Consider the following 21,174-nt stretch of genomic DNA (forward strand, 5'->3'; position numbering starts at 1 on the left):
TGCCTTACGGCTGCAAGGTTATGCGGGGGCGGGCGTTCCAGGCAGGTGACAGAGCTGAATATTCATACGCTGGCTCCCGGCACGCTTCCCTGTGCCTCCGCCGCTTTGGCTGCTGCCGCCGCCTTGCGCCCCAGAATCGGCACGGTCAGCCCCTGCACCAGCAGGCTGAAGATGACCACCACGTAGGTCAGAAACAGCAGGGTGTCGCGCAACTCGCCGGGCGGCAGGCTGAAGGCGAGGGCGAGCGCCACCGTGCCGCGCAGCCCCGCCCAGGTCATCAGGCGCCGGGTGTAGGGCGTGAAGGGCTGAAGCTCGGGGCGACGGCGCGCTCGCCACTGGTAGAGCGTGAGCGGCACCCCGACGGCGATACCGCGCGCCACGATTGCCAGCATTGCCACCACGATGCCCGCGAGCAGCAGGCCGGGCCGGGGACGCAGCACCAGCACTTCCAGCGCGAGCAGCACGAACAGCACCGCGTTGAGCACCTGGTCGGTGACTTCCCAGAAGGAGCGAATCTGGAGCGACGCTCGCCGCGCCTCGGCGGAGAGGGTGGGGAACCCACTTGCCGCCCGGCGCCGCCGCGCGAGTTGTCCGAGCAGCATCAGCGTGACGCCCGCCGCCGCCACAGTCACCGGGGCCGAGACGTGCAGCGCCTCGCCGAGCGCGTACCCGCCCGTGACCAGCGCCAGCGAGAGCAGCACGGCGGTGTCCTGCGAGCGTGCGGAGGTGGTCAGCCGGGCGGTCAGCCAGCCGAGCGCCGCGCCCAGCGCCATGCCGCCGAGCATTTCGCGCAGCAGCAGGCCGCCGAGTTCGCCGAGCCGCACCGCCGAGCCCTGCAACGCCGCCGAGGACAGGACCGTGAAGGCCGCCACGCCCACGCCGTCGTTGAACAGGCTCTCGCCGGCAATCAGGGCGCGCAGCCGCTCGGGCACCCGCGCGCGCTCCAGCAGCGGCGTGACCGCCACCGGGTCGGTCGGCGCCACGATGGCCCCGAACAGCAGCGCCTGCGTCCAGGTCAGCGGCGAGCCGAAGAGCTGCATCACCACGTACAGCCCTGCCCCCAGCAGCAGCATCGTCAGCAGCGTGGTCACCACGGCGAGGGCGAGCACCACCCCCCGCTCGCGCAGCAGGGCGCGCACGTCGGTCTGAATGGCGCTGGCGAACAGCAGGAAACTCAGCAGCCCCGCAATCACCACCTGGTCGAAGGGCAGCGCGGCGATGTGGCGCGGCAGGTCCTGAGCGCCCTGCACCCCCAGCCGCCCCAGCACGGCGACCCCGGCGGCCAGAAACAGCCCCCCCAGCAGCACGCCGATGGTGGGTGGTAGGCGCAGAAAGCGGGCGTTGAGGTAACTCAGCAGCGCCGTCAGGGTAAACAGCGCCGCCAGAATGGTGGGAAAGGCCATACGTCAAAGGTAGGCGGTTCGGGCGGGCCGCTGGCCTCAGCCGCCCACCGCCCAGAGGGTCAGCGCCCCTTCCTCGTCGTCCCAGCGGCGGTCGGTGCGGGCAAAACCGATTTTTTCCAGCACCCTCTCGCTGGCGCGGTTGCCCAGTGCCGTTTGCGCCGTCACCGTCTGCACACGCGGTTGCCCGAGCAGATGCACCGTCAGCGCGTGCACGGCCTCGGTCGCGTAGCCCTGGTTCCAGGCGCTGGGGATGAAGCCGTACCCGATTTCGAGTTCACCGCCCACGCTCACGCTGCCCTTGCTCCCGAGCAGCCCGACGGCGGTGCGGTCCTCACGGGTCACGGCCACGAAGCTGCCTTCCTTCTCGTCGCCGATGAGCGCGGCGAGCCACAGCGGGAAAAGCGGCAGCGGGTCGCCCGGCCACTCGGCGGGAAAGTGCACGTCCTGCGGCGCTTCCTCGCCCGGCCAGGGCAGCGCGAGGGTGAACGAATCGTCCTCGCTGCGGCGCTCCAGCACGGCGCGGGAGAGCGGCAGCAAAACCAGGCGGGCAGTTTCGAGCGTCGGCATCGCCCCGTACCTTAACGGGAAAGGCCTGAATGGGAAAAGTGCGGCGCTGGCGTGAGCCGCTGCCGCTTGCTGGACTCGCCCACCCTCAGCGCGTCAGGGCTTCTTCCAGCGCCTCCATAAACGCGTCCTCGTCGTCGAGCCAGGGGTAGTGCCCGGCGTCGAGCACCGTCAGGTCCCCCCCGGCAAGGTCCACCACCCAGTCGGTCTGCTCGGGGTAACTCGTGCGGTCGTGGACCCCGGCGATGACGAACACCGGGCGGCGGATCTCGCTCATGAACGCCGGGTACTCGAATTCCCACATCCCCTGGTTGACGAGCGCCTGCTGCATTTCGCCGCCGCCGAGCAGCTGGCTTTCCACATCCAGAAATTCCAGACGCATCCGGCTCGGCGCGTCCACGAATTGCAGCGCGTTGAGCAGGTCGCGGGCGTTGAGCAGCCCGAACGCCGCCTCCACCCGCGCCGCGCCGATGGGCGGGTGCTGGCCCTCGGGCGTGCGGGCGCGCAGGCCGGGAGCCGGGTCCTCGAAGGTCTTGCCGGTGATGGCCGCCGCCTCGCGCAGCAGCGTGAGCGCCAGTGCCGGGTAGTGCACCCAGGGACTCACGACAATGGCGCGGGCGGTGCGCGCGGGATAACGCCGGGCGTACTCCAGCGCCATCAGGGCGCCGAAGCCGTGGCCGAGCGGCACGATCTGCTCGGCGCCCAGAAACTCGCGCAGCTCCTCCACATCCGCCACCAGCGTGTCGAGGTCGAGGGTGTCGGCGTGCCCGGCCTGCTGCGCCTGCTCGGTGTCTTCCAGCGCTCCCGAGCGCCCCGACCCGCGCTGGTCGAGGTAGACCACCCGGCGCCCGAGGTCTTCCAGCCGGTCCCCGAGCAGCTCCCGAAAGGAGTACGCGTTGTACCCCGGCCCCCCGTGCAGGTAAACGATGGGCGGCACGTCCGGGTCAGCGTCGCCCACCACCTCGAAATACAGGTCGGCCCCGTTCAGGTGCGCCTCGTAGATGCCGGCGGGCAGGGGTTCGGAAGAAGCGGTCATGGCACGCATTGTAGGGGCGGCCCGGCGGCGGGCTGACAGCCGGCTGATTTTCTGTGGGCACCATGAGGCAGATGAAGAAATTGCTGTTGCCCCTCACCGCCGCCCTCGCCCTGACGGCCTGCAACCAGCCGGCGACCCAGACCCCCACTGCTGAAGCTGAAAACGTCGTTGCCCCTTTCCTCGACACCAACCACGTGGCCCGCGCGATGGGCGGCACCCTGGAATGGAACAAGATGGAGGGCCTCGCCTACGACGCGGGCAGCCGCACCCTCTACATCGCCGTGACCGCGTTCTCGGGTGGCATGAGCGATGGCCAGGGCGACATCCAGCTCGCCAAAAACCCCTGTGGCGGCATCATGGCCGCGCAACTCGACGAGAAGCTGAACGCCACCCGGCTGACCACCATCCTGGCCGGCAAGCCGAGCGCCGACGGCAAGACCTGCGACGTGGGCGGCCTCAACAGCCCCGACAACCTCTTCCTCGACAAGAAGGGCCGGTTGTGGATCGGCGAGGACGGCGACGACACCCGCAACACGCTGTGGGTTTACGACCTGAAGACGAAGGCCCTCAAGCGCTTCGCCGTCGTGCCCAACGGCGCCGAGGTTACGGGCCTGCGGATCAGCGAGCAGGGCGACCTGTTCATGAACGTGCAGCACCCCGAACCCGACAACGCGGCCCCCTACCACCTCGGCACGGTGGGCGTGTTCATCGGCTTCAACGCCAACACCGACGACTTCACCGAGCTGCCCTACGACGGCAGCCCCCTCAAGACCTTCAAGTTCGCCGCCGGGCAGTACCAAATCCTCGCCCAGAGCGGCGTGAAGGGCGCGGGCGTGATTGCCAACGCCGACGGCACCGCCAGCACCAGCACCAACCCCGACGCCAACATGCTGCTGAGCACCGGCAGCGACGCGGCGGTGCTGTACAGCAACTGGGAAAACCGCCCCGGCGGGGTCAGCCGTCTGGACCTCAAGCGCGTGGGCGGCGTGTGGACCGCGCAGGGCGACCCCAGCATGGTGGATTTTGCGGGCGTCAACGGCACCTGGAACAACTGCAACGGCAGCGTGACACGCTGGGGCACCGCGCTCACCAGCGAGGAATACCCCACCGAGGACGATGCGGGCTGGGCCAAGGCCGAACCTGCCATGACCAAGCACCTCGGCAAGAAGGCGAACCGCTACGACTACGGCTACATCACCGAAATCACCCCCAGGGCGGGCGGCCAGAGCGTCGCCAAGCACTACGCGATGGGCCGCAACAGCTACGAGATGGCGCTCGTCCTCCCCGACAACAAGACCGTCTACTTCGGCGACGACGGCAACATGCGCGGCATGTACAAGTTCGTGGCCGACAAGGCCGAAGACCTCAGCGCGGGCACCCTGTACGTCGCCAAGCTGGCGCAGGTGGACGACAGCGCGAGCGTCACCGGCAAGAGCTGGAACGTAAGCTGGATCAAGCTGGGGCACGGCGTGGACAGCGAAATCGGTCAGGCCATCCGCCGCCTCGACTGAGCTGCGAGAAGAACCGGGGCCGCCTACGGGACAGAGGGCGGCCCTTTCTGCTGTCAGGACGAAATGAAAAAAGCCGGAGGTGTTCGCCCCCGGCTTTCGTCGTTCCTTGCGGCTCAGTGCCCCGTCGCCTCGCTAAGCGGCGGCAGGGTGCCTGCTTTCATGTCGGCCACGTACTGCCGGGACTTGGCGTCGTCGAACTCGCCCTCGAAGCGGCTCATGACGACGGCGGCGAGACTGTTGCCGACCACGTTCACGGCGGTGCGCGCCATGTCCAGAATGCGGTCGATGCCGGCGATGAAGGCGAGGCCCTCCACCGGAATTCCCACCGTGCCCAGGGTGGCGAGCAGCACCACGAAGCTCACGCCCGGCACGCCCGCGATGCCCTTGGAGGTCAGCATCAGCGTGACGACCAGCAGCAGTTGCTTTTCGAGCGGCATGTGGATGCCGTAGAGCTGCGCGATGAACAGGGCGGCGATGGTCTGGTAGAGCGTGCTGCCGTCAAGGTTGAACGAGTACCCGGTGGGAATGACGAAACTGGTGATGTAGCGCGGACAGCCGAATGCCTCCATCTTCTGCATGAGGCGCGGCAGCACCGATTCGCTGCTCGCCGTCGAGTAGGCCAGCGTCAGTTCCTCGCGCAGCACCTGAATGAGCGTGAAGATGCTGGTGCCCGCGAGCCGCGCGACCCCGCCCAGAATGACCAGCACGAAGGCGAGCATGGCCCCGTACACCACCAGCACCAGCTTGCCGAGCGGAATGAGGCTCTGCACGCCGAATTTACTGACGGTGACGCCAATCAGGGCAAAAACGCCGATGGGCGCGAGTTTCATGATCTGGTTGGTGACCCAGAACATGGTGTCGGCCACGAGCTGAAAGATGTTCAGCAGCGGCTTGCCGCGTTCACCGAGCGCGCCCAGTCCGAGCCCGAAAAACACCGCGAAGAAGATGATGGCGAGCATGTCGCCGCGTGCGAAGGCGTCCACCACGTTCGTCGGCACGATGTTGACGAACGTGTCGGCAAAGCTGTGGCTGGTCGCGGCCTGGGCACCCTCGGTGTACTTGGTGATGTCGGTCTTGGTGAGGTCGCCCAGGTTCACCCCCGCGCCGGGCTGAAAGAGGTTACCCATCAGCAGGCCGAACAGAATGGCGCCCGTCGTAACCACCTCGAAATAGATCAGGGTCAGGCCGCCGAGCTTGCCGAGCTTTTTCATGTCGCCCACGCCCGCCACGCCCACGATCAGGGTGCTCAGGACGATGGGCACCACGATCATCTTGATCAGCCGAATAAAGATGTCGCCCAGCGGTTGCAGCCAGCTCACCACCGTCGGATTGCCGTAAAACACGGCCCCGACGATCACGCCCAGCACGAGGCCGATCAGAATCTGAACCGCCAACGAGGGTCTTTTCATAGTTCCTCCCCTTTCCTTGCTGCGGGTCGCCGCCCGCTCTGAAAGCCCCGCTCTCAAAAGACTGAAGAACTGTACAAGATGCCCAGGGTTGCGGCGTGTTTTCCACCGTCAACGCGCGGCCAGCCCAAGAGAAACTCAAGAGACAACCCCCAGCCCCAGCGCGGACAATGCCGCCATGACCCCCGACGCTGCCCGCCTGAGCGCCCGCCCCGACCCCACGCTGCCCCCGCCGGGCGAGTGCGGCCTGCTGCCGCTGAACCTGGGCAGCTCGCGCGACGGCCTGCTGTACGTGCCAGAAAAGCACCCGCTGGATGGCCCGCGCCCCCTGCTGGTCGCCTGTCACGGCGCGGGCAGCCAGGCCAGTCACTCTATCCGGCCTTTCGTGGACGCCGCCGAGCGTTATGGGCTGATTCTGCTCGCCTGCGACTCGCGCGGCGGCACCTGGGACGTGATTCGCGGGGGCTACGGCCCAGACGTGCAGTTTATTGACCGGGCGCTGGAACTGGTGTTCAGCCGCTGCGCCATTGACCCGCAAAAACTCGCCCTCGACGGCTTTTCCGACGGGGCGAGCTATGCGCTTTCGTTGGGGTTGAACAACGGCGACCTGTTCTCGCATCTGCTGGGATTCTCGCCAGGCTTTCTTGCTCCCGCCGGGCAAGTGGGCATGCCGCGCATCTTCGTGTCACACGGCACCGCCGACCGGGTGCTGCCGATTGACCGCTGCGGGCGGGTCATTCGTGACCAGCTCACGCGGGCGGGCTACGACCTGCACTACACCGAGTTCGAGGGCGGTCACACCGTTCCGCCTGAGGTGCAGGAGGAGGCGCTGGGGTGGTGGGGGGTGACGGGGGGGTAGGGGGAAGCTGGGAGAAAAACATCTGGTCGGGAGGCCCCCTCTGCAAGCAGCTCTGCGAGTCCCGCAAGGAGAGAGGGTCAAAACTGCTTTTTTATCCCTCTCCCCTCGTGGGAGAGGGCCTTGCGTAGCAAGGGGTGAGGGGGCGTCCACCTGACGTTTCCTAAGAGCCGCTTTACCGGCGCCGCCTGCCCAGCAGCCACAGTGCCCCCGCTGCGCCCAGGGCTCCGAGAAATAGAGTCCGCATGGGATCGGGCTCACCAGGACGGGGCTTTTGCATCGGCGCCGGGTGGCCCAGATACCAGCCGTGGGCCGGGCGCCCGTTGGGGTCGTGGTCGAAGTCGTCGGCCAGGCGCGTGAGGGCGTCGCCCAGACTGTCGTCGGTCAGTGGATGCCCGTGGCCGGTGGCGACCAGGGCAGGGCGCAGGGCTGCCAGCGTTCGCACCGAGTCGCGCGTCGCGTTCCAGTTGGGCGTGTAGTAGGCGGGCGGGCGGCGCAGCACGGTGGGCGTGGACGCCAGCGCCCCCGGCACCGTTTCCTGCGGGGTGGTTACCACGGCGTCGCCCGCGATGAGTAGGCGGTCGGCCTCGCGCCACAGCGATACGTGCCCCTCGGTGTGGCCCGGCGTGTGCACCCAGCGCCAGCCCGGCAGCTCCGGCACCGTGCCGTCTTCCGGGAGCGTCCGCACCTGGGGCCGGAAATCATACGGCCCCGGCAGGAACAGCGGCGAAGTCAGGCTCATCAGGCCGCCCACGGTGGGGTCGGGGAAGCGGTAGGGCACCTCGCCGGTCAGGTGCGGCAGCTCGTCGGGGTGGGCGTAGACGGGCACGTTCCACTCGGCCAGCAGCGCGTGCAGCGCCCCGATGTGGTCAAAGTGCCCGTGCGTCAGTACGATGGCCTGTGGAGCGCGAGCACCGTATACCTGCGCCGCCGCCTGCCGAATCAGGCCCGCTGTGCCGGGCATCCCAGTGTCCACCAGCACCCAGTCGCCGCCGGGCACCCCCATCAGAAAGATGTTCACCAGCGGCAGGCGCACCCGGAACACATCGGGCCGCAACTGCTGCACGCCGCCGAAGACGGAAGGAAAAGGAGCCACCGGCACGGGTTCAGTCATGCCCCACGCTAGCGGCCCCCGCCCCGCGCCCGGATGTTGGCCAGCTGAAGTGGGCTTGAGACGGGAACTGGAGTGGGATTTCGTTAGAACTGGTCTGGACGCCCCCTCACCCCTTGCTGCGCAAGGCCCTCTCCCGCAAGGGGCGAGGGTCAACATAAGAAAAAGCCGCCCTAGCTTTCGCCAGAGCAGCCTCGTTCTCTCCCCTCAGTTGTTAGGGCGCTGGGGCACCGCGCACTGGCCGTCCTCGCAGCCCTCGGCGGGGGCGTCCTGGCCCAGCATGGTCAGCGGGGCGGGGTGCTGTTCGGCCCAGACCTGACTGAGCGCTCCCAGCAGGGTTTCGGGGGCCTGGGCACCGCTCACGCCGTACTTGCCGCCCAGCACGAAAAACGGCACGCCGGTAATGCCCAGCTGTTGCGCCTGGGCCTCGTCGTAGCGCACGGCCTGGGCGTAGGTGCCCGCCTCCAGCGCGGCGCGGGCCGCCCCGGCGTCCAGCCCCACTTCGGCGGCCAGCTTCTGCAGAGTGTCCAGGTCGTTCACGTTCTGCCCCTCGCTCATGTAGGCCCGCAGCAGGCGCTCCTTCATGGCGTCCCCCTGGCCCTGCTCGGCGGCGTAGTGAATCAGTTGGTGCGCCAGAAAGGTGTTTGCCAGCTTCACCCGGTCAAAGTGATATTCCAGCCCTTCTTGAGCTGCGGTCTGGGTCATGTGGTCCAGGCTGCCCTGCGCCTGAGCGGGCGAAATGCTGTACTTCATCGCCAGGCCGTCGCGCATGGCAATGGGATTGAGCGGGCGGGCCGACGGGTCAAGCTCGAAGCTGTGCCACACCACCTCCACCTGATCGCGCTGAGGAAACTGCCCCAGCGCCGACTCGAAGCGGCGTTTGCCGATGTAACACCACGGGCAGGCAATGTCCGACCAGATGTCCACCCGGATTTTTTCGCTGTTGGCGGGTGCAAGGTTTGTCATGCCTATATTCTAAATCAGTTTAGAAAATAAATCAAAGGACGGCGCGAACGCCCCCGCAGCTCTGCCCGCTTCCCCGCCCCGCTTTTCCCCGCCAAAGCAGAGGCTTCGAGCTTCCAAGGTCTTGTTGATTCCCTTTGAGCGAAATAGAATAACTACCGGAGGTAATCAATGACTGCACAGATGCAGATTGGCCTCGCTGGACTTCTCAGGCAACACAACATCACCCAGAAGCAACTGGCCCAGGCCGCCCGGATGCGCCCCGCCACGGTGAACGCCATTTACAACGCCCGCATTGAAAGAGTGGAAATCAGGACCCTCGTTGATCTTGTTGCTGGCCTGCGAAAGCTTGGCATTGAGGCCGATGTAGGCGACATCCTGCAAGTCGTTGATGTCCCCGACCAAGCAGAACAAGCCGCCCGTGAACGCGCCCTGCGCCTGCTGGGTGGCGAACCGTGGGGGCTGAAACCCGCTGGCCTGAACCCGCCCGTTCCTGTAAAAGGCCCACCCATAGAAGAAATTCTGAAGGAACACCGGGGGCCGGAACTTTGACGCTGCTGTATCTGGACACCAGCGCCCTGATTCGCATTTACACCCAGGAACCCGACTATCAGCACGTCATTCAGGAGAAACAACAGTCCAGCGGTGTGATCTGCCATGAAATCACTTACGTGGAAGCTCTTGCCGCACTGGCAGGCAGGCGAGCGCGGAGGCTCCTGAGCGTCAGGCAACACCAACTGGCAGTCACGGCCTTCCAGAACGACTGGCCCACCTTCAGGCACGTTTCTATTGACCAGCAACTCTTGCAGGACGCCGCCGCGCTCGCGCAGGCACACACTCTGCGGGCCTACGACGCCGTTCATCTGGCCGCCGCGCAAGCTGTCTCTCCACTTGGACTTCAGTTCATGACCTTCGACACGCACTTGAGAACTGTGGCCGAGCAGGTGTTACCGGGACAGGTATGGACGCCGTAAAAGGAACAGGGACGAGCTACCCCGTCCCCCCGCCCCGCTTTTCCCTGCCAAAGCAGAAGCCTGAGCCAGAATTCAATTCTCGTAAGCCAGAACGTATGAATGCTAGTATGAAGGCATGACTTACCAGAACGCCGAACGCATGACCATCAGCCTGCCGCCCGATATCGCCCGTTACATCAAGGACTACCAGCAAACGCACGGACTGGAAAGCCGCAGCGAAGCCTTCGTGAAAGCCGTTCAAGCCCTCAGAGAACAGGAACTGGCCGAGCAATACACCGCACTCGCCCGTGAGAACGACCCCGAACGCGCCCTCTTTCTGGAAGGCAACACCGACGGACTGGAACCCAGCGACGGTAGCGAATGGCTGTAGGACTCATCCGGCGCGGCGACATTTTTCTGACCCATTTCGGCCCCGCCCGCGCAGGCGAACCGGACTTCAAACGCCCCGCTGTGGTCATCACCAACAATGTCGCCAACGCCAAAGCGGATGCCGTGACCGTCATTCCGCTCACCAGCAACCTGGAAACCCTCTACGATTTTCAACTGCTGCTCCCCACCGAGCGAACCGGGCTGAACTTGGACAGCAAAGCGCAGACGGAATTGATCTCGTGTATTGCCATCAGCCGCATCGGGAAGCACCTGGGGCAAGTGCCAGCCGACCTCATGGCTGAACTGGACGCCAGAATCCGCCTTCACCTTGCCCTGTAAACAGTCGAAGGGGACGAGCCACCCCGTCCCCCATTCCCGCCCCGGAACCGCCCAAGCCAAAGCAGAGGCTTGAGCTAAACTGTCAACAAGGTAGGAGGACTCATTGCGACTCGGACGACATGGAATACGGGAAGTCATAAACTTCTTACAAACATGCAACACTAACGGTAATTTGCCTGATAAGATATTCATTGTTAGCCCATACTATACCCATGCCGCCGGAAATAAGCTTTTGGTCTCTCTGATTAATAAGGGTGTTAAGGTTTCAGTATTAATACAAAGTGAAGCTTGGGACAATGGAAGCCCGTCGATAAACCAAAAACTAATTATTGATCTAAACAATGCTGTCGGCAAAAGCATCGTGAAAAAGTGCGATGATCTTCACGCTAAGATTTTTATCTTCTCGTATCCAGACGGTAGCAGGGAAACTTGGATAGGATCATCAAATTTTACATTTAAGGCTGATGGGAAGATTTACTATAATAGTCGCAAAAATATAGAGACAATTGAAAAAATAGTTATTGATTCTCAAATTGAAGCAGAACTACGTCAAATGTGGAAAAGTGGAGTATTCGTATGAAACGATATTGGGTTGTGCTGGCTAAATATAATATCCACGATTTTCACAATCAAGAATCGAATTACATAATTGAATCATTATGGAATACGATAAATTTAGATGAAAAAGTGGAAGGTCATGCCAATTTGGAAATCCATCTTGATAGCAACACCGGAATAGTAAATGCGGGTTTTATTTTGTATTGCGAAAAAAGTTTAGCGAGAAGGATAACCACTCGCCTAAGTCGATATGTATATTTCCAAGATTATAGGGAGAAGCAGATAATAGATACTGAGTACGGCTTATCTAAAGTAAATGCCAACGAGATAATGCTGATTGATCTTCTTAGTTACCTAAAATTTGAATCTTTACAATACTATCACTCAGGAAAAGTTGAAATTGAGTTTATTTGGCGAAATTTCGACTTCATTATTGAGAAGGTAATACCAGAATTTGAATTAAACAGGGCAGATCGAGATTCACAGGAAGATGAACCTTTCTAAATACCTATATAGAATGAGGAGTATATCTGATTGTCGCAAGCGACTTGCATCATTGAATTAAATTCGTCTGAATATTTTGCATTCATCTGTCGAATCTGGCAATCCCTTATTTTATCACCCAGAATCGATTTGCCCATAACCAGAAGATACTTTTTGGTTAAAGGAAAATAGAGTTCGGCGCCATCTTTTCCGATGCCTTGACTCATTGTAAGCGACATTTTACCTGTTCCACAATCTGTTATGCCAGTAATAACAGGAACATCGCTCGTTATATATGGGGAATCGGAGGGTACTTCGAGAAATTGAAATGTGAAGTTTGACAAGTGGCCTTTTATCTTGGGAAGGCTACTACTAATATTATTATCGAGCATGATTAAATGTGTAATTTTGGCAAAATCATCCTGACTCAAGGTTGTACCGGGCTGACCGACTTCCCTTGCTGCCAAATCGAAGGTTTGCTCCCTGATCCTAGGTGTACGAAGAAGCTGCAAGCCGACAATTTCAGCAAGCATAGATTTATGATTATGGTTCATAAATCTATGCTTGGCGTCCAAATTTAAGGTCAAATCTCTGATAAATCGCGAGTGAATCGCTTCAAAATTATCCGAGATTTGCTTCTCAAGATAATAGGGGTCATCATGCTTTACACCCTTTATATCAACGGTATGGAAATTTCTTTCCACCGCTATGCCCTCTGGACTGGTCTTAAATGTCTTTTTCCTAGTTTTTTGAACCTCACACGACTAAAGTCGCGTGATTCTCACTTCGCAGACCATTGCCCGCCGAAGCAGGTCTGACATAGCCTCCATGAGCGTTTAAGGTGTCTGAGATTCCCGCAGCCACCAACGCTTCACGCCGAATGTTCAGCGCAGCGTTCTCGTCTCGGTCATGGGTTTCCCCACAGTTCGGGCAAGTCCATGTACGGACGGCAAGATTCTTCACTTCGGGATTCTTGAATCCGCAGTCATGACACAACTGGCTAGATGGAAAGTAGGGGCTGACTTTAGATACCAGTCGCCCGTACCACGCTGCCTTGTATTCCAACTGCCGGATGAACTCACCCCAGCCCGCATCACTGATGCTCAGTGCAAGGCGGCGATTTTTCCGCATGTTGTCGGGTTTAAGGTGTTCGGTTCCGATGATTTCGTACTCACGCACCAGGGAGGTGGTGAGCTTGTGAAGGAAATCCTGACGCTTATTGACAATGCGCTTGTGAATCCGAGCCAGCTTGGTTTTCGCTTTCCCGTAACGTGCGCTGCCCTTCTTCCGTCTGGACAGGGTTTGCTGAGCTTTACGAAGTCTTTTCAGGGTGGAGCGGTAATATTTCGGATTCTGTTCATGCTTAAACCTCACGCCATCGGTCACGATGGCAAAATCCTTGATGCCGACATCCACACCCGCTGCAAACTTGGGAGCCGCAGGCAGGTAGGGAATCTCGACTTCACAGAGAACGGACGCTTCGTAATGGCCTTCGTGAATACGGCGCACAGTGACATTCAGAATCTTCCCTTGAATATCCTGCTGGCCCTTGGTTTTCACCCATCCCAGCTTAGGAAGTTTGAGCCTACCTTCCCCAATTTGGATGTTGTTGTTGGTGAATTGAGTCCGGTAGGACTCTCCCGTGCGCTTCTTTCTGAAACGTGGGAATCCTACCTTTTTACCGGACTGCTTCACAGTCCGAAAGAAGTTCTTGTACGCGGTCTCAAGGTTTTTCAGCGAGTTCTGCAAAGCAAACTTATCTACTTCCGAGAGCCAGGAGGTTTCTTCAGCCTGCTTCAGAAGGGTCAGTTCGCTACTCGTTTGCCCGTAGGTCAGTCCCTTCCCGCTTTCCTTGTAGGCCGCAATGCGACGGGCAAGGAAGTGGTTGTAGACGAACCTTGCGCTACCCAGCGTGCGGTTAATCAGTTCAGTCTGAGCCGCATTTGGGTACAGCCTGACCACGAAAGCCTTATTCCTTATCATGCTGGCTCTCTATGTATTTCTGAATCTGAGCGCGGGTGTTTTCAGAAACAGTCAGGATGCAATACGACGGGTTCCAGAGATTGCCGCCCCACAGCTTTTCTTTCAACTGCGGGTAGGCCACGAACATCCGACGTGCGGAAGCGCCTTTCAGCGCCTTCACGAAGTCGGGGATGGCTTGCTGTGGGGTTGCGCTTAGCAGGAGGTGAACGTGGTCAGGCATGACTTCCATCGTGATGACTTCCAGCCCGTTCTGAGCGGCAATGTCACGCAGGATGTCTTTCAGTCCATCAGCAACCTCACCCACCAACACCTGATGACGGTATTTCACGCACCAGATGAGGTGGTATTCAAGCTGATAGACGTAACCCCGGCCTTTCTTCATCTCAAGGGGAAGAATAACATATGTCATCTGGAAAAGCTAGAGGCTTCCGCTTTTCATCGCCCTTTTCAGGGCGAGAGGGGCTAACTCATGACTGAAGTCACGAGTGTGCGCCCCTCAAGCATCAAGCACGAACAGCTTACCATCCGAATCACAGAACTCTCTCAAATAATATTGAGGAACCCAGTGGTGTCTGATTGGTTCATTATTTGCCATTACTTCACCCACTCCTGCAAGCTCCGAACCCCCAACATCCCAGCTTTCTTAGCTTCCGCCACTGCTCGCGCTGTCCATTCTGCGCCTTCTTTCGTGCTGACAATCGGCACGCCGCGTTCCAGCGCGGTTCGCAGCAGGGGTGAACCCGTGACATCAATGAGCAGGTCGGGGAGTTCGTCGCCATCCTGCTCCCGAATGACCTTCAGACCCGCGCCTTCCAGCGTTCCGGCGACTTCGTCCAGCCCGTCCCCGATCAGCAGGGCAGTTCCTTCCAACGGCAGGTAGTTTTTCGCGCCGAGTTGCGCCCGGTAGAACGCCAGGTACGGGTCACTGTCGATGCCCATGCTTTCGCCGGTGCTTTTCATTTCCGGCCCCAGCACGGGCAGCACGTCCTTGAACTTCAGGAACGGCAGGTGAACTTCCTTCACCGAGTACATGCGCGGCGTGGGCGTTTCCAGCAGGCCAATCTGCTCCAGCGTCTGCCCGGCGGCAATGCGGGCGGCACTCTTGGCGAGCGGGTGGTTCACGGCCTTGGACACGAACGGCACGGTGCGGCTGGCGCGGGGGTTGGCTTCCAGGATGTACGCGGTGCCGTCTTTCACGGCCCACTGCACGTTCATCAGGCCCCGCACGCCCAGTTCCAGCGCGAGGCGCTCCGTGTCGGCCTTCACGCGCTCCAGTACACCCGCGTCCAGCGTGACGGGCGGGAGGATGCACGCGCTGTCCCCGCTGTGCACCCCGGCGGCCTCGACGTGTTCCATGATGCCCGCGACCACCGCACGTTCCCCGTCGCAGAGGGTGTCCACGTCGAGTTCCAGTGCGCCTTCCAGAAACTGGTCGAGCAGGATGCTGGGCTGCCCTTCCACGGCGGCGTACACCTCGTCCAGATAGGTGGTCAGTTCATCCATGCTGCGCACGGTGCGCATGGCCCGCCCGCCGAGGACGTAACTGGGCCGCGCCATCAGCGGGAAGCCGAGTTCGGCGGCGAGTTCCCGCGCCTGGGCGGGCGTCTGCGCCACTTTGCCCCTCGGCTGCGGCAGGCCCAGGCGTTCGCACAGGGCGTTGAAACTGGCACGGTCTTCGGCCTCGTGAATGGTTTCGGGGGACGTGCCGATGATCGGTGCGCCCGCATCCGCCAGTTTCTTAGCGAGTTTGAGGGGCGTCTGCCCGCCGAGTTGCACGATCACGCCCACGGGCTTCTCGTGCTCAACGATGTTCATCACGTCCTCGAAGGTCAGCGGCTCGAAGTACAGGCGGTCGGCGGTGTCGTAGTCGGTGCTGACCGTCTCGGGGTTGGAGTTGACCATGATCGTCTCGTACCCCGCTTCCTGAAGCGCCCAGACGGCGTGGACGGTGGCGTAGTCGAATTCCACCCCCTGCCCGATGCGGTTGGGGCCGCTGCCCAGAATGACCACTTTGGGTTTGTCGGTGGGGGCCACCTCGTCTTCCCACTCGTAGGTGCTGTAGTGGTACGGCGTGTGCGCCTCGAACTCGGCGGCGCAGGTGTCCACCGTCTTGTAGACGGGCGTGGCCTTGGCTTTTTTGCGGAGGTCGCGGACTTCCAACTCAGACAGACCCACGATTTCGCCAATCCGCGCATCGGAAAAGCCCAGCCGCTTGACCTCGCGCCAGAGTTCGTACTTCCATTCCGCGATGGGGCCGAGGTCGAGGATTTCCTTCTCGGCGTCCATGATTTCCTTGAGCTGCGAGAGGAACCAGCGGTCGATCTTGGTCGCGTCGAAGAGGCTCTCCACGCTCTCGCCCCGGCGCAGCAGCTCGATGACGGCCTCGATGCGGCGCGGGTTGGGGTACAGCAGCGCCCGCAGTCCAGCCTCGTCCATCTCGGCGTACACGCCCCGGATGTCGCCTTCGGTCGAGCGCAGCGCCTTTTGCAGCGACTCCTTGAAGGTGCGGCCAATCGCCATGACCTCGCCCACGCTGCGCATCTGCGTGCCCAGCCCGTCGGGCGTGCCGGGGAACTTCTCGAAGGCGAAACGCGGAATCTTGGTCACCACGTAGTCGATGCTCGGCTCGAAGCTGGCCGGGGTCACGCGGGTGATGTCGTTGGGCAGCTCGTCGAGGTGGTACCCCACCGCCAGCAGCGCGGCGATCTTGGCAATCGGGAAGCCGGTGGCCTTGCTCGCCAGCGCCGAGGAACGGCTCACGCGCGGGTTCATCTCGATCACGATCACGCGCCCGTTGTCGGGGTTCACCGCGAACTGGATATTGCTGCCGCCCGTCGCCACGCCGATTTCACGGATGATGGCGAGGGACTGGTCGCGCAGCCGCTGGTATTCCACGTCGCTGAGCGTCTGCGCGGGGGCCACGGTGATGGAGTCGCCCGTGTGCACGCCCATCGGGTCGAAGTTCTCGATGCTGGTGATGATAATCACCGTGTCCGCCGTGTCGCGCATCACTTCCAGCTCGTATTCCTTCCAGCCCAGGATGCTTTCTTCCAGCAGCACGGAGGTCACGGGGCTGTCGCGCAGGCCGCCTTCCGTAATCGCCAGGAACTCCTCGTAGGTGTGCGCGATGCCGCCGCCCGTGCCGCCGAGGGTAAAGCTGGGCCGGATGACGATGGGCAGGCCGATTTCCTTCTGGTACTCCACGGCTTCTTCCATGGAGTGCACCATCTTGCCGCGTGCGGTTTCCACGCCGATTTTTTTCATGGCGGCCTGGAACAGTTCGCGGTCTTCGCCCTTCTTGATGGCCTCCACGCCCGCGCCGATGAGTTCCACGCCGTACTTTTCGAGGCTGCCGCGCTCGTGCAGTTCCATCGCCAGGTTCAGCGCCGTCTGCCCGCCCAGCGTGGGCAGAATCGCGTCCGGCTTCTCCTTCTCGATGATCTTCTCCACGAACTCAGGCGTCAGCGGCTCCAGATACGTCGCGTCGGCCAGTTCCGGGTCGGTCATGATGGTCGCCGGGTTGGAATTGACCAGAATGACGCGGTAGCCCTCGTTTTTCAGCGCCTTGAGCGCCTGGGTGCCGGAATAGTCGAACTCGGCTGCCTGCCCAATCTGGATGGGGCCGCTGCCGAGAATCAGGATGGTCTGGAGATCAGTACGCTTAGGCATTCCAGAAGAGGAGTATGACAGGTCTGGGAATGGTCCGAAGTTTAAACACTAGGAAACTGCCCGGAACGGTGAGATGTTGGGTCCGTGTCCATTCTTGTCCCTGAGCAGGTCCGGGAAGCTTTAGATGTCCATGTTGTTTCTTTCCTGGGCGGGCGCCTGAACAAGCATTGGCTGGTGGACGTCTGTGGGCACAAGCTGGTGCTGCGGCGGTGGGCCGCTGACCGTGAGGACGCCGGGTACGAGCGGGACTTGCGGCAGGCGATACGCGCATCGGGTTGGCCCGTGGCGCGGGATGTCACCGCCTTGACTGAAATTGCGGGGGAGCTGTGGAGTCTTGCGGAATTTCTCCCCGGCGAGCCTCACCCGGAGAAAAACTCGGCAGCAGAGTTGAGCTTGCGCGGGCGGCTGATGGCTGAGTTTCATCAAGTCACAGCGTCCCTGAACCCTGGGAGGCGCAAGCACTGGCGTCTTCCAGATGAGATTCTGTCGGACGACCACCTGGAACAAGTGTTCGAACACTGTCCTGACGTCCGTCTCCGGCGGCTGTTGTTCTGGCATTTGCAGCGGGGGCGGCAACTGGCGGCAGGGTTGCCCTGGTCGGAACAGTCCTTGCAGCTTATCCACGGAGATTTCACGCCCTGGAACCTGCTTTACAGGGAGGGTCAGCTTTCGGGCCTGCTGGACTGCGAGATGAGTCGCCCAGAATACCGAATCTCCGAATTCGCGCTGTCGTGGCGGGGCCGGTACGATGCCCTGATTCACGCTTATCACGCCGTTTCCCCACTCTCAGCTCCCGAGTGGAACATGCTGACCCCAGCTTGGTGGGCACTCCTGCTGGAAGGGGCTTACCGGAACCTGGTCAGCGGAACTGAAGATCAGGGGTGGACCGCAGGAATGCTCCTTCGCCGTTCTCCGCTGATGGGCATAGAAAGCTGTCCCTGTTAGTCTTTCGCCCCAGCCAGAGCGCGGCGTCGGGCTTCCCAAGAGGTGAGCCTCCCATCACTCCGCTCCCAGATTCGCTTTCACCCACCCTGCGTCCGGCGCAATTCGTTGCACCACTTCGATGACCGCCCCGTTCGGCCCGCCCACCTGAAAGCGGCGCTGGCCCCAGAGTTCATCCGTGACCGGCTTGAGCAAGGTCAAACCGGCCTGCCCAAGCCGCTGCGCTTCGGCCTGAGCGTCATCCACGATGAACGCGACAAACGGCTTACTCGTCTGCCCCTGCAAAGATGCGGGCGCGGCGGGATGATGGCCGTCCATGAAATCCAGAAAAAAGCCGTTCAGGTCAGCGTGTTGCAGACTGACATACCAGTCCAGTTGAGCGGCGTATCTAAATCCGAAGTGTCGAACGTAGAACTCGGCGTCGGCCAGGGGCTGAGGCGTGAGCACAACGTTGCCCAGAGCTTGAATCTGCATCCTGTCCTCCTGATGACTCCACTTGTACCGGTTTGGATGTCGGAGGGGCAACCCGCCAGGGCAGCGACAGACAGGCGGGAGCCTCCGACAGGACTTGTCTGGGCCGCCGCTCTCCTTTGCCCGGCGCGGCGCCCAGACTGCTCCCATGCCCGAGTTGCACCCCCGCGCCCGCCACGCCCAGACCAGCATCTTTACCCACATGAGCCTGCTGGCGGCGCGGCACGGCGCCGTGAATCTGGGCCAGGGCTTTCCGTCGAACCCGCCGCCCGCCTTCCTGCTGGACGCCGCCCGCCGCGCTGTGGGCACAGTGGACCAGTACACGCCGCCGCTCGGCCTGCCCGCCCTACGTGAGGCGCTGGGCGCTGACCTGAACGTGGACCCCGCCGACGTCATCGTGACCAGCGGGGCCACCGAGGGGCTACTCACGCTCGCGCTGTCGCTGCTGGTGCCGACTAGGGACGGGCAGCCCGCCGAACTCGTGGTGTTTGAGCCGGTGTACGACGTGTACGTGCCGCAAGCGGAACTGGCGGGAGCGCGGGCGGTGCCGGTGCCGCTGCATCTTGACCCAGAGGAGGGCTGGTCGCTCGACCTCGCGGCGGTGCGCGCGGCCATCACGCCCCGGACGCAGGCCCTGCTGGTCAATACGCCGCACAACCCCACCGGGCTGGTCTTTTCGTGGGCGGAACTGACCGAACTCGTCGCCCTGGCCCGCGAGCACGACCTGTGGCTCATCAGCGACGAGGTGTACGACGAGCTGTATGCCAGTGAGCGGCCCACCTCTCTGCGCGAGCTGGCGCCCGAGCGCACCTTCACGGTGGGCAGCGCAGGCAAGCGGCTGGAAGTGACCGGCTGGCGGGTGGGCTGGATTCTGTGTCCGCCCGGATTGGGCGGGGGTCTGAGCTTGGCGGGGGGGCTGGCCAATGTGCGGCAGGTCACGTCGTTCTGCTCGCCCGCGCCGCTGCAAGCCGCTGTGGCCGAGGCATTGCCGCTCGCCCGTTCCCAGGGGTACTACGCGGCGCTGCGGGCTGACTACGCCGCGCGGCGGGCGCTGCTCTCCAGTGGCCTGCGGAGCCTGGGGGCGCAGGTCCACGAGCCGCAGGGCACCTACTTCCTGACGGCACAGCATCCGACCTGGACCGCCGAGGGCCTCGTCGAAAGCGGCGCCGTCGCGGTGATTCCGGGGGAGGCGTTTTACGTGACCTCACCGCCGCCCGCTGGCCTCCTGCGCTTCGCCTTTTGCAAGTCGCGGGCTGAACTGGAGCAGGCTCTCGAACGGTTGGCCCGGCTGTCCAATTTTTGAGGACTGTATGAAGATCCTCTGGCGTTTTTCATTTACACTCTTCTCATGAAGAAGCTTGCTCTTTCTCTGTTGGCCCTCACGGCCCTTTCGTCTGCCAGCGCTGCCGAGCGCTTTGGCTTTTACCTGCTCGGCGCGCAGTACGAGCGTGACACCAACGCCACCGACGCCTTCCGCGTGGGGCTGGGCCTGCCGGTTGCCGGGATTGTGCAGGGCACCGGCGTGCTGGGCGTCACCGGCAACGTGGGCTGGCTGCGCCACACCCGCGCCCTGAATGGCGACGGCACCGGCACGCAGCCCTACTACGGCGTGGGCCTGGGCTTGAGCAGCGCGCTGGTCAGCAACAGCCAGGCCAGCGTCAGTGGCCTCGTGGTTTACCCCCATGTTCTCGGCGGCGCCAACTTCGGCCTCAACGACCGCTGGGCGCTGTTCGCCGAAGCCTCGGCGGGCGCCAACATCTACGCGCTGGGGGCGAGCAGCGCTTACGGCTCGGACTCGACGAGTGGCGTTGCTCCCGGCTTCGGGCTGCGTCTGGGCGCGAGCTACCGCTTCCGCTGAGCTGACCCCGGAAACCGCGTCGTGGCCCCGCGCCCGGTGCGGTTTTTCATGTGTGGAGAAAGTCCTATCCGCAGCATGACCTCTTCCTCAAATCCTCCACATTTGCCCGCCAGGAACGCGCCTATAGTCCGGGGTATGAAGAGTTCCCTTTTCCGGATGACGGGCGCGGCCCTGCTGCTAGGCCTGCCTGCGGCGCACGCGGCCTCGGTCGGCGGCTTTGTCGGCAGTGACGCGGGCGTGTACTACCAGAGCAACCAGCCGGGTTCTTCCACCCGCTACGGCCTGACCGGGCTCGGCCTGTTCTCGCAGCAGGTGACGGTGGCGGGCGAAGTGGCTTCGCTGCGCGACTTCCCGAACAACGCGCCCAGCACCTTCGGCAGCCTGAAGCCCTACTACGGCTTTGGCCTCGGCGCCGGGGTCAGCCTGGGCAACAGCAGCTCGTTCAGCCTCTACCCCCACGCCCTGCTCGGCCTGCGCTACAACACCCGCGCTCCGCTGAGCGTCTACGGCGAAGTCAACACCGGCCTGCGCGCCACCATCGGCGGCGGGACGAACATCGGTCTTGGTGGCGGCGCCCGCATCGGCGTGAACTTGAACATCGCCAACTGAACTGTCATTGTTCATTGCCCCGGTGGTCGGCTGACCGCTGGGGATTTTTTATGCCTCATGGTTGACCCT

23 protein-coding genes are annotated in these 21,174 nt (G+C 62.4%); 12 read left to right on the top strand and 11 right to left on the bottom strand.

Annotation, left to right across the window (positions count from 1 at the left end; genetic code table 11):
- Nucleotides 1–62: 62 nt before the first annotated feature.
- The 3 genes from DR_RS03395 to DR_RS03405 all read right to left on the bottom strand — a co-directional run bounded on the left by DR_RS03395 (nucleotide 63) and on the right by DR_RS03405 (nucleotide 3,012).
- The gene (locus DR_RS03395; protein WP_010887297.1) at nucleotides 63–1,403 is read right to left on the bottom strand and encodes a cation:proton antiporter; all 1,341 of its coding nucleotides are present in this window, start codon (nucleotides 1,401–1,403) and stop codon (nucleotides 63–65) included.
- 36 nt (nucleotides 1,404–1,439) lie between these two features.
- A complete protein-coding gene (locus DR_RS03400; RefSeq protein WP_010887298.1) occupies nucleotides 1,440–1,970 on the bottom strand; it encodes a GNAT family N-acetyltransferase in 531 nt (176 codons plus the stop codon).
- 85 nt (nucleotides 1,971–2,055) lie between these two features.
- Nucleotides 2,056–3,012, bottom strand: coding sequence for an alpha/beta fold hydrolase (locus DR_RS03405; protein WP_010887299.1), 957 nt, complete (start codon nucleotides 3,010–3,012; stop codon nucleotides 2,056–2,058).
- A gap of 62 nt (nucleotides 3,013–3,074) precedes the next feature.
- Between DR_RS03405 and DR_RS03410 the strand changes: the two genes are divergently transcribed.
- Nucleotides 3,075–4,514, top strand: coding sequence for an alkaline phosphatase PhoX (locus DR_RS03410; protein ID WP_051618764.1), 1,440 nt, complete (start codon nucleotides 3,075–3,077; stop codon nucleotides 4,512–4,514).
- A gap of 113 nt (nucleotides 4,515–4,627) precedes the next feature.
- Here DR_RS03410 and DR_RS03415 read toward each other — a convergent pair whose 3' ends face one another.
- Nucleotides 4,628–5,923 (bottom strand): cation:dicarboxylate symporter family transporter, encoded by a 1,296-nt coding sequence (locus tag DR_RS03415; protein WP_010887301.1) that lies wholly within the window; start codon nucleotides 5,921–5,923, stop codon nucleotides 4,628–4,630.
- Nucleotides 5,924–6,098: 175 nt separating this feature from the next.
- On the opposite strand from DR_RS03415, the gene DR_RS03420 reads away from it, so the two are divergent.
- Nucleotides 6,099–6,779, top strand: coding sequence for an alpha/beta hydrolase (locus tag DR_RS03420; protein ID WP_034349448.1), 681 nt, complete (start codon nucleotides 6,099–6,101; stop codon nucleotides 6,777–6,779).
- 172 nt (nucleotides 6,780–6,951) lie between these two features.
- On the opposite strand, the gene DR_RS03425 is transcribed toward DR_RS03420, so the two are convergent.
- Nucleotides 6,952–7,890: an MBL fold metallo-hydrolase gene (locus DR_RS03425; protein ID WP_034349445.1), complete on the bottom strand. Its 939-nt coding sequence runs from the start codon at nucleotides 7,888–7,890 to the stop codon at nucleotides 6,952–6,954.
- Nucleotides 7,891–8,094: 204 nt separating this feature from the next.
- Nucleotides 8,095–8,853: a protein disulfide isomerase FrnE gene (gene frnE / locus DR_RS03430; RefSeq protein WP_010887304.1), complete on the bottom strand. Its 759-nt coding sequence runs from the start codon at nucleotides 8,851–8,853 to the stop codon at nucleotides 8,095–8,097.
- A gap of 168 nt (nucleotides 8,854–9,021) precedes the next feature.
- Between frnE and DR_RS03435 the strand changes: the two genes are divergently transcribed.
- The 6 genes from DR_RS03435 (at nucleotide 9,022) to DR_RS03460 (ending at nucleotide 11,594) form a co-directional block, all read left to right on the top strand.
- Nucleotides 9,022–9,402 carry a helix-turn-helix domain-containing protein gene (locus DR_RS03435; protein WP_081816008.1) on the top strand — a complete coding sequence of 127 codons (381 nt, stop codon included), beginning with the start codon at nucleotides 9,022–9,024 and terminating at the stop codon, nucleotides 9,400–9,402.
- Complete coding sequence (locus DR_RS03440) at nucleotides 9,399–9,824, top strand: type II toxin-antitoxin system VapC family toxin (protein WP_162177561.1); 426 nt, start codon at nucleotides 9,399–9,401, stop codon at nucleotides 9,822–9,824. Before DR_RS03435 ends, DR_RS03440 begins: the two co-directional genes overlap by 4 nt.
- Before the next feature lie 115 nt (nucleotides 9,825–9,939).
- Nucleotides 9,940–10,194 carry a ribbon-helix-helix domain-containing protein gene (locus tag DR_RS03445; protein WP_010887306.1) on the top strand — a complete coding sequence of 85 codons (255 nt, stop codon included), beginning with the start codon at nucleotides 9,940–9,942 and terminating at the stop codon, nucleotides 10,192–10,194.
- Nucleotides 10,185–10,532, top strand: coding sequence for a type II toxin-antitoxin system PemK/MazF family toxin (locus DR_RS03450; protein WP_010887307.1), 348 nt, complete (start codon nucleotides 10,185–10,187; stop codon nucleotides 10,530–10,532). The genes DR_RS03445 and DR_RS03450 overlap by 10 nt, the downstream gene beginning before the upstream one ends.
- A gap of 103 nt (nucleotides 10,533–10,635) precedes the next feature.
- Nucleotides 10,636–11,112 (top strand): phospholipase D-like domain-containing protein, encoded by a 477-nt coding sequence (locus DR_RS03455; RefSeq protein WP_010887308.1) that lies wholly within the window; start codon nucleotides 10,636–10,638, stop codon nucleotides 11,110–11,112.
- Nucleotides 11,109–11,594, top strand: coding sequence for a hypothetical protein (locus tag DR_RS03460; protein ID WP_162177559.1), 486 nt, complete (start codon nucleotides 11,109–11,111; stop codon nucleotides 11,592–11,594). The genes DR_RS03455 and DR_RS03460 overlap by 4 nt, the downstream gene beginning before the upstream one ends.
- Here DR_RS03460 and DR_RS03465 read toward each other — a convergent pair.
- The 4 genes from DR_RS03465 to carB all read right to left on the bottom strand — a co-directional run bounded on the left by DR_RS03465 (nucleotide 11,591) and on the right by carB (nucleotide 17,225).
- A complete protein-coding gene (locus DR_RS03465) occupies nucleotides 11,591–12,277 on the bottom strand; it encodes a DUF4238 domain-containing protein (protein WP_010887310.1) in 687 nt (228 codons plus the stop codon). The two genes, DR_RS03460 and DR_RS03465, sit on opposite strands and share 4 nt — an antisense overlap.
- Nucleotides 12,278–12,329: 52 nt before the next feature.
- Nucleotides 12,330–13,556 carry an IS200/IS605 family element RNA-guided endonuclease TnpB gene (tnpB, locus tag DR_RS03470; RefSeq protein WP_010887311.1) on the bottom strand — a complete coding sequence of 409 codons (1,227 nt, stop codon included), beginning with the start codon at nucleotides 13,554–13,556 and terminating at the stop codon, nucleotides 12,330–12,332.
- On the bottom strand, nucleotides 13,543–13,965 hold the full coding sequence (gene tnpA, locus DR_RS03475; RefSeq protein ID WP_010887312.1) for an IS200/IS605-like element ISDra2 family transposase: 423 nt from the start codon (nucleotides 13,963–13,965) through the stop codon (nucleotides 13,543–13,545). Before tnpA ends, tnpB begins: the two co-directional genes overlap by 14 nt.
- A 185-nt stretch (nucleotides 13,966–14,150) precedes the next feature.
- Nucleotides 14,151–17,225 carry a carbamoyl-phosphate synthase large subunit gene (gene carB / locus DR_RS03480; RefSeq protein ID WP_010887313.1) on the bottom strand — a complete coding sequence of 1,025 codons (3,075 nt, stop codon included), beginning with the start codon at nucleotides 17,223–17,225 and terminating at the stop codon, nucleotides 14,151–14,153.
- 84 nt (nucleotides 17,226–17,309) lie between these two features.
- Here carB and DR_RS03485 point away from each other — a divergent pair, with 84 nt between their 5' ends.
- Nucleotides 17,310–18,170, top strand: coding sequence for a phosphotransferase enzyme family protein (locus DR_RS03485; protein ID WP_010887314.1), 861 nt, complete (start codon nucleotides 17,310–17,312; stop codon nucleotides 18,168–18,170).
- Between the two features lie 54 nt (nucleotides 18,171–18,224).
- Here the strand turns inward: DR_RS03485 and DR_RS03490 are convergent, their stop codons facing one another.
- A complete protein-coding gene (locus DR_RS03490; RefSeq protein WP_027479499.1) occupies nucleotides 18,225–18,641 on the bottom strand; it encodes a VOC family protein in 417 nt (138 codons plus the stop codon).
- 145 nt (nucleotides 18,642–18,786) lie between these two features.
- On the opposite strand from DR_RS03490, the gene DR_RS03495 reads away from it, so the two are divergent.
- From DR_RS03495 to DR_RS03505, 3 genes are all read left to right on the top strand, one after another.
- Complete coding sequence (locus DR_RS03495; RefSeq protein ID WP_027479498.1) at nucleotides 18,787–19,941, top strand: pyridoxal phosphate-dependent aminotransferase; 1,155 nt, start codon at nucleotides 18,787–18,789, stop codon at nucleotides 19,939–19,941.
- A 45-nt stretch (nucleotides 19,942–19,986) separates the two neighbouring features.
- Nucleotides 19,987–20,496, top strand: coding sequence for a hypothetical protein (locus DR_RS03500; protein WP_010887317.1), 510 nt, complete (start codon nucleotides 19,987–19,989; stop codon nucleotides 20,494–20,496).
- A gap of 135 nt (nucleotides 20,497–20,631) precedes the next feature.
- Entirely contained in the window at nucleotides 20,632–21,105 is a 474-nt protein-coding gene (locus tag DR_RS03505; protein WP_027479497.1) for a hypothetical protein, read from the top strand.
- Nucleotides 21,106–21,174 lie beyond the last annotated feature (69 nt).

This window comes from Deinococcus radiodurans R1 = ATCC 13939 = DSM 20539 (assembly GCF_000008565.1).
Classification (GTDB): domain Bacteria; phylum Deinococcota; class Deinococci; order Deinococcales; family Deinococcaceae; genus Deinococcus; species Deinococcus radiodurans.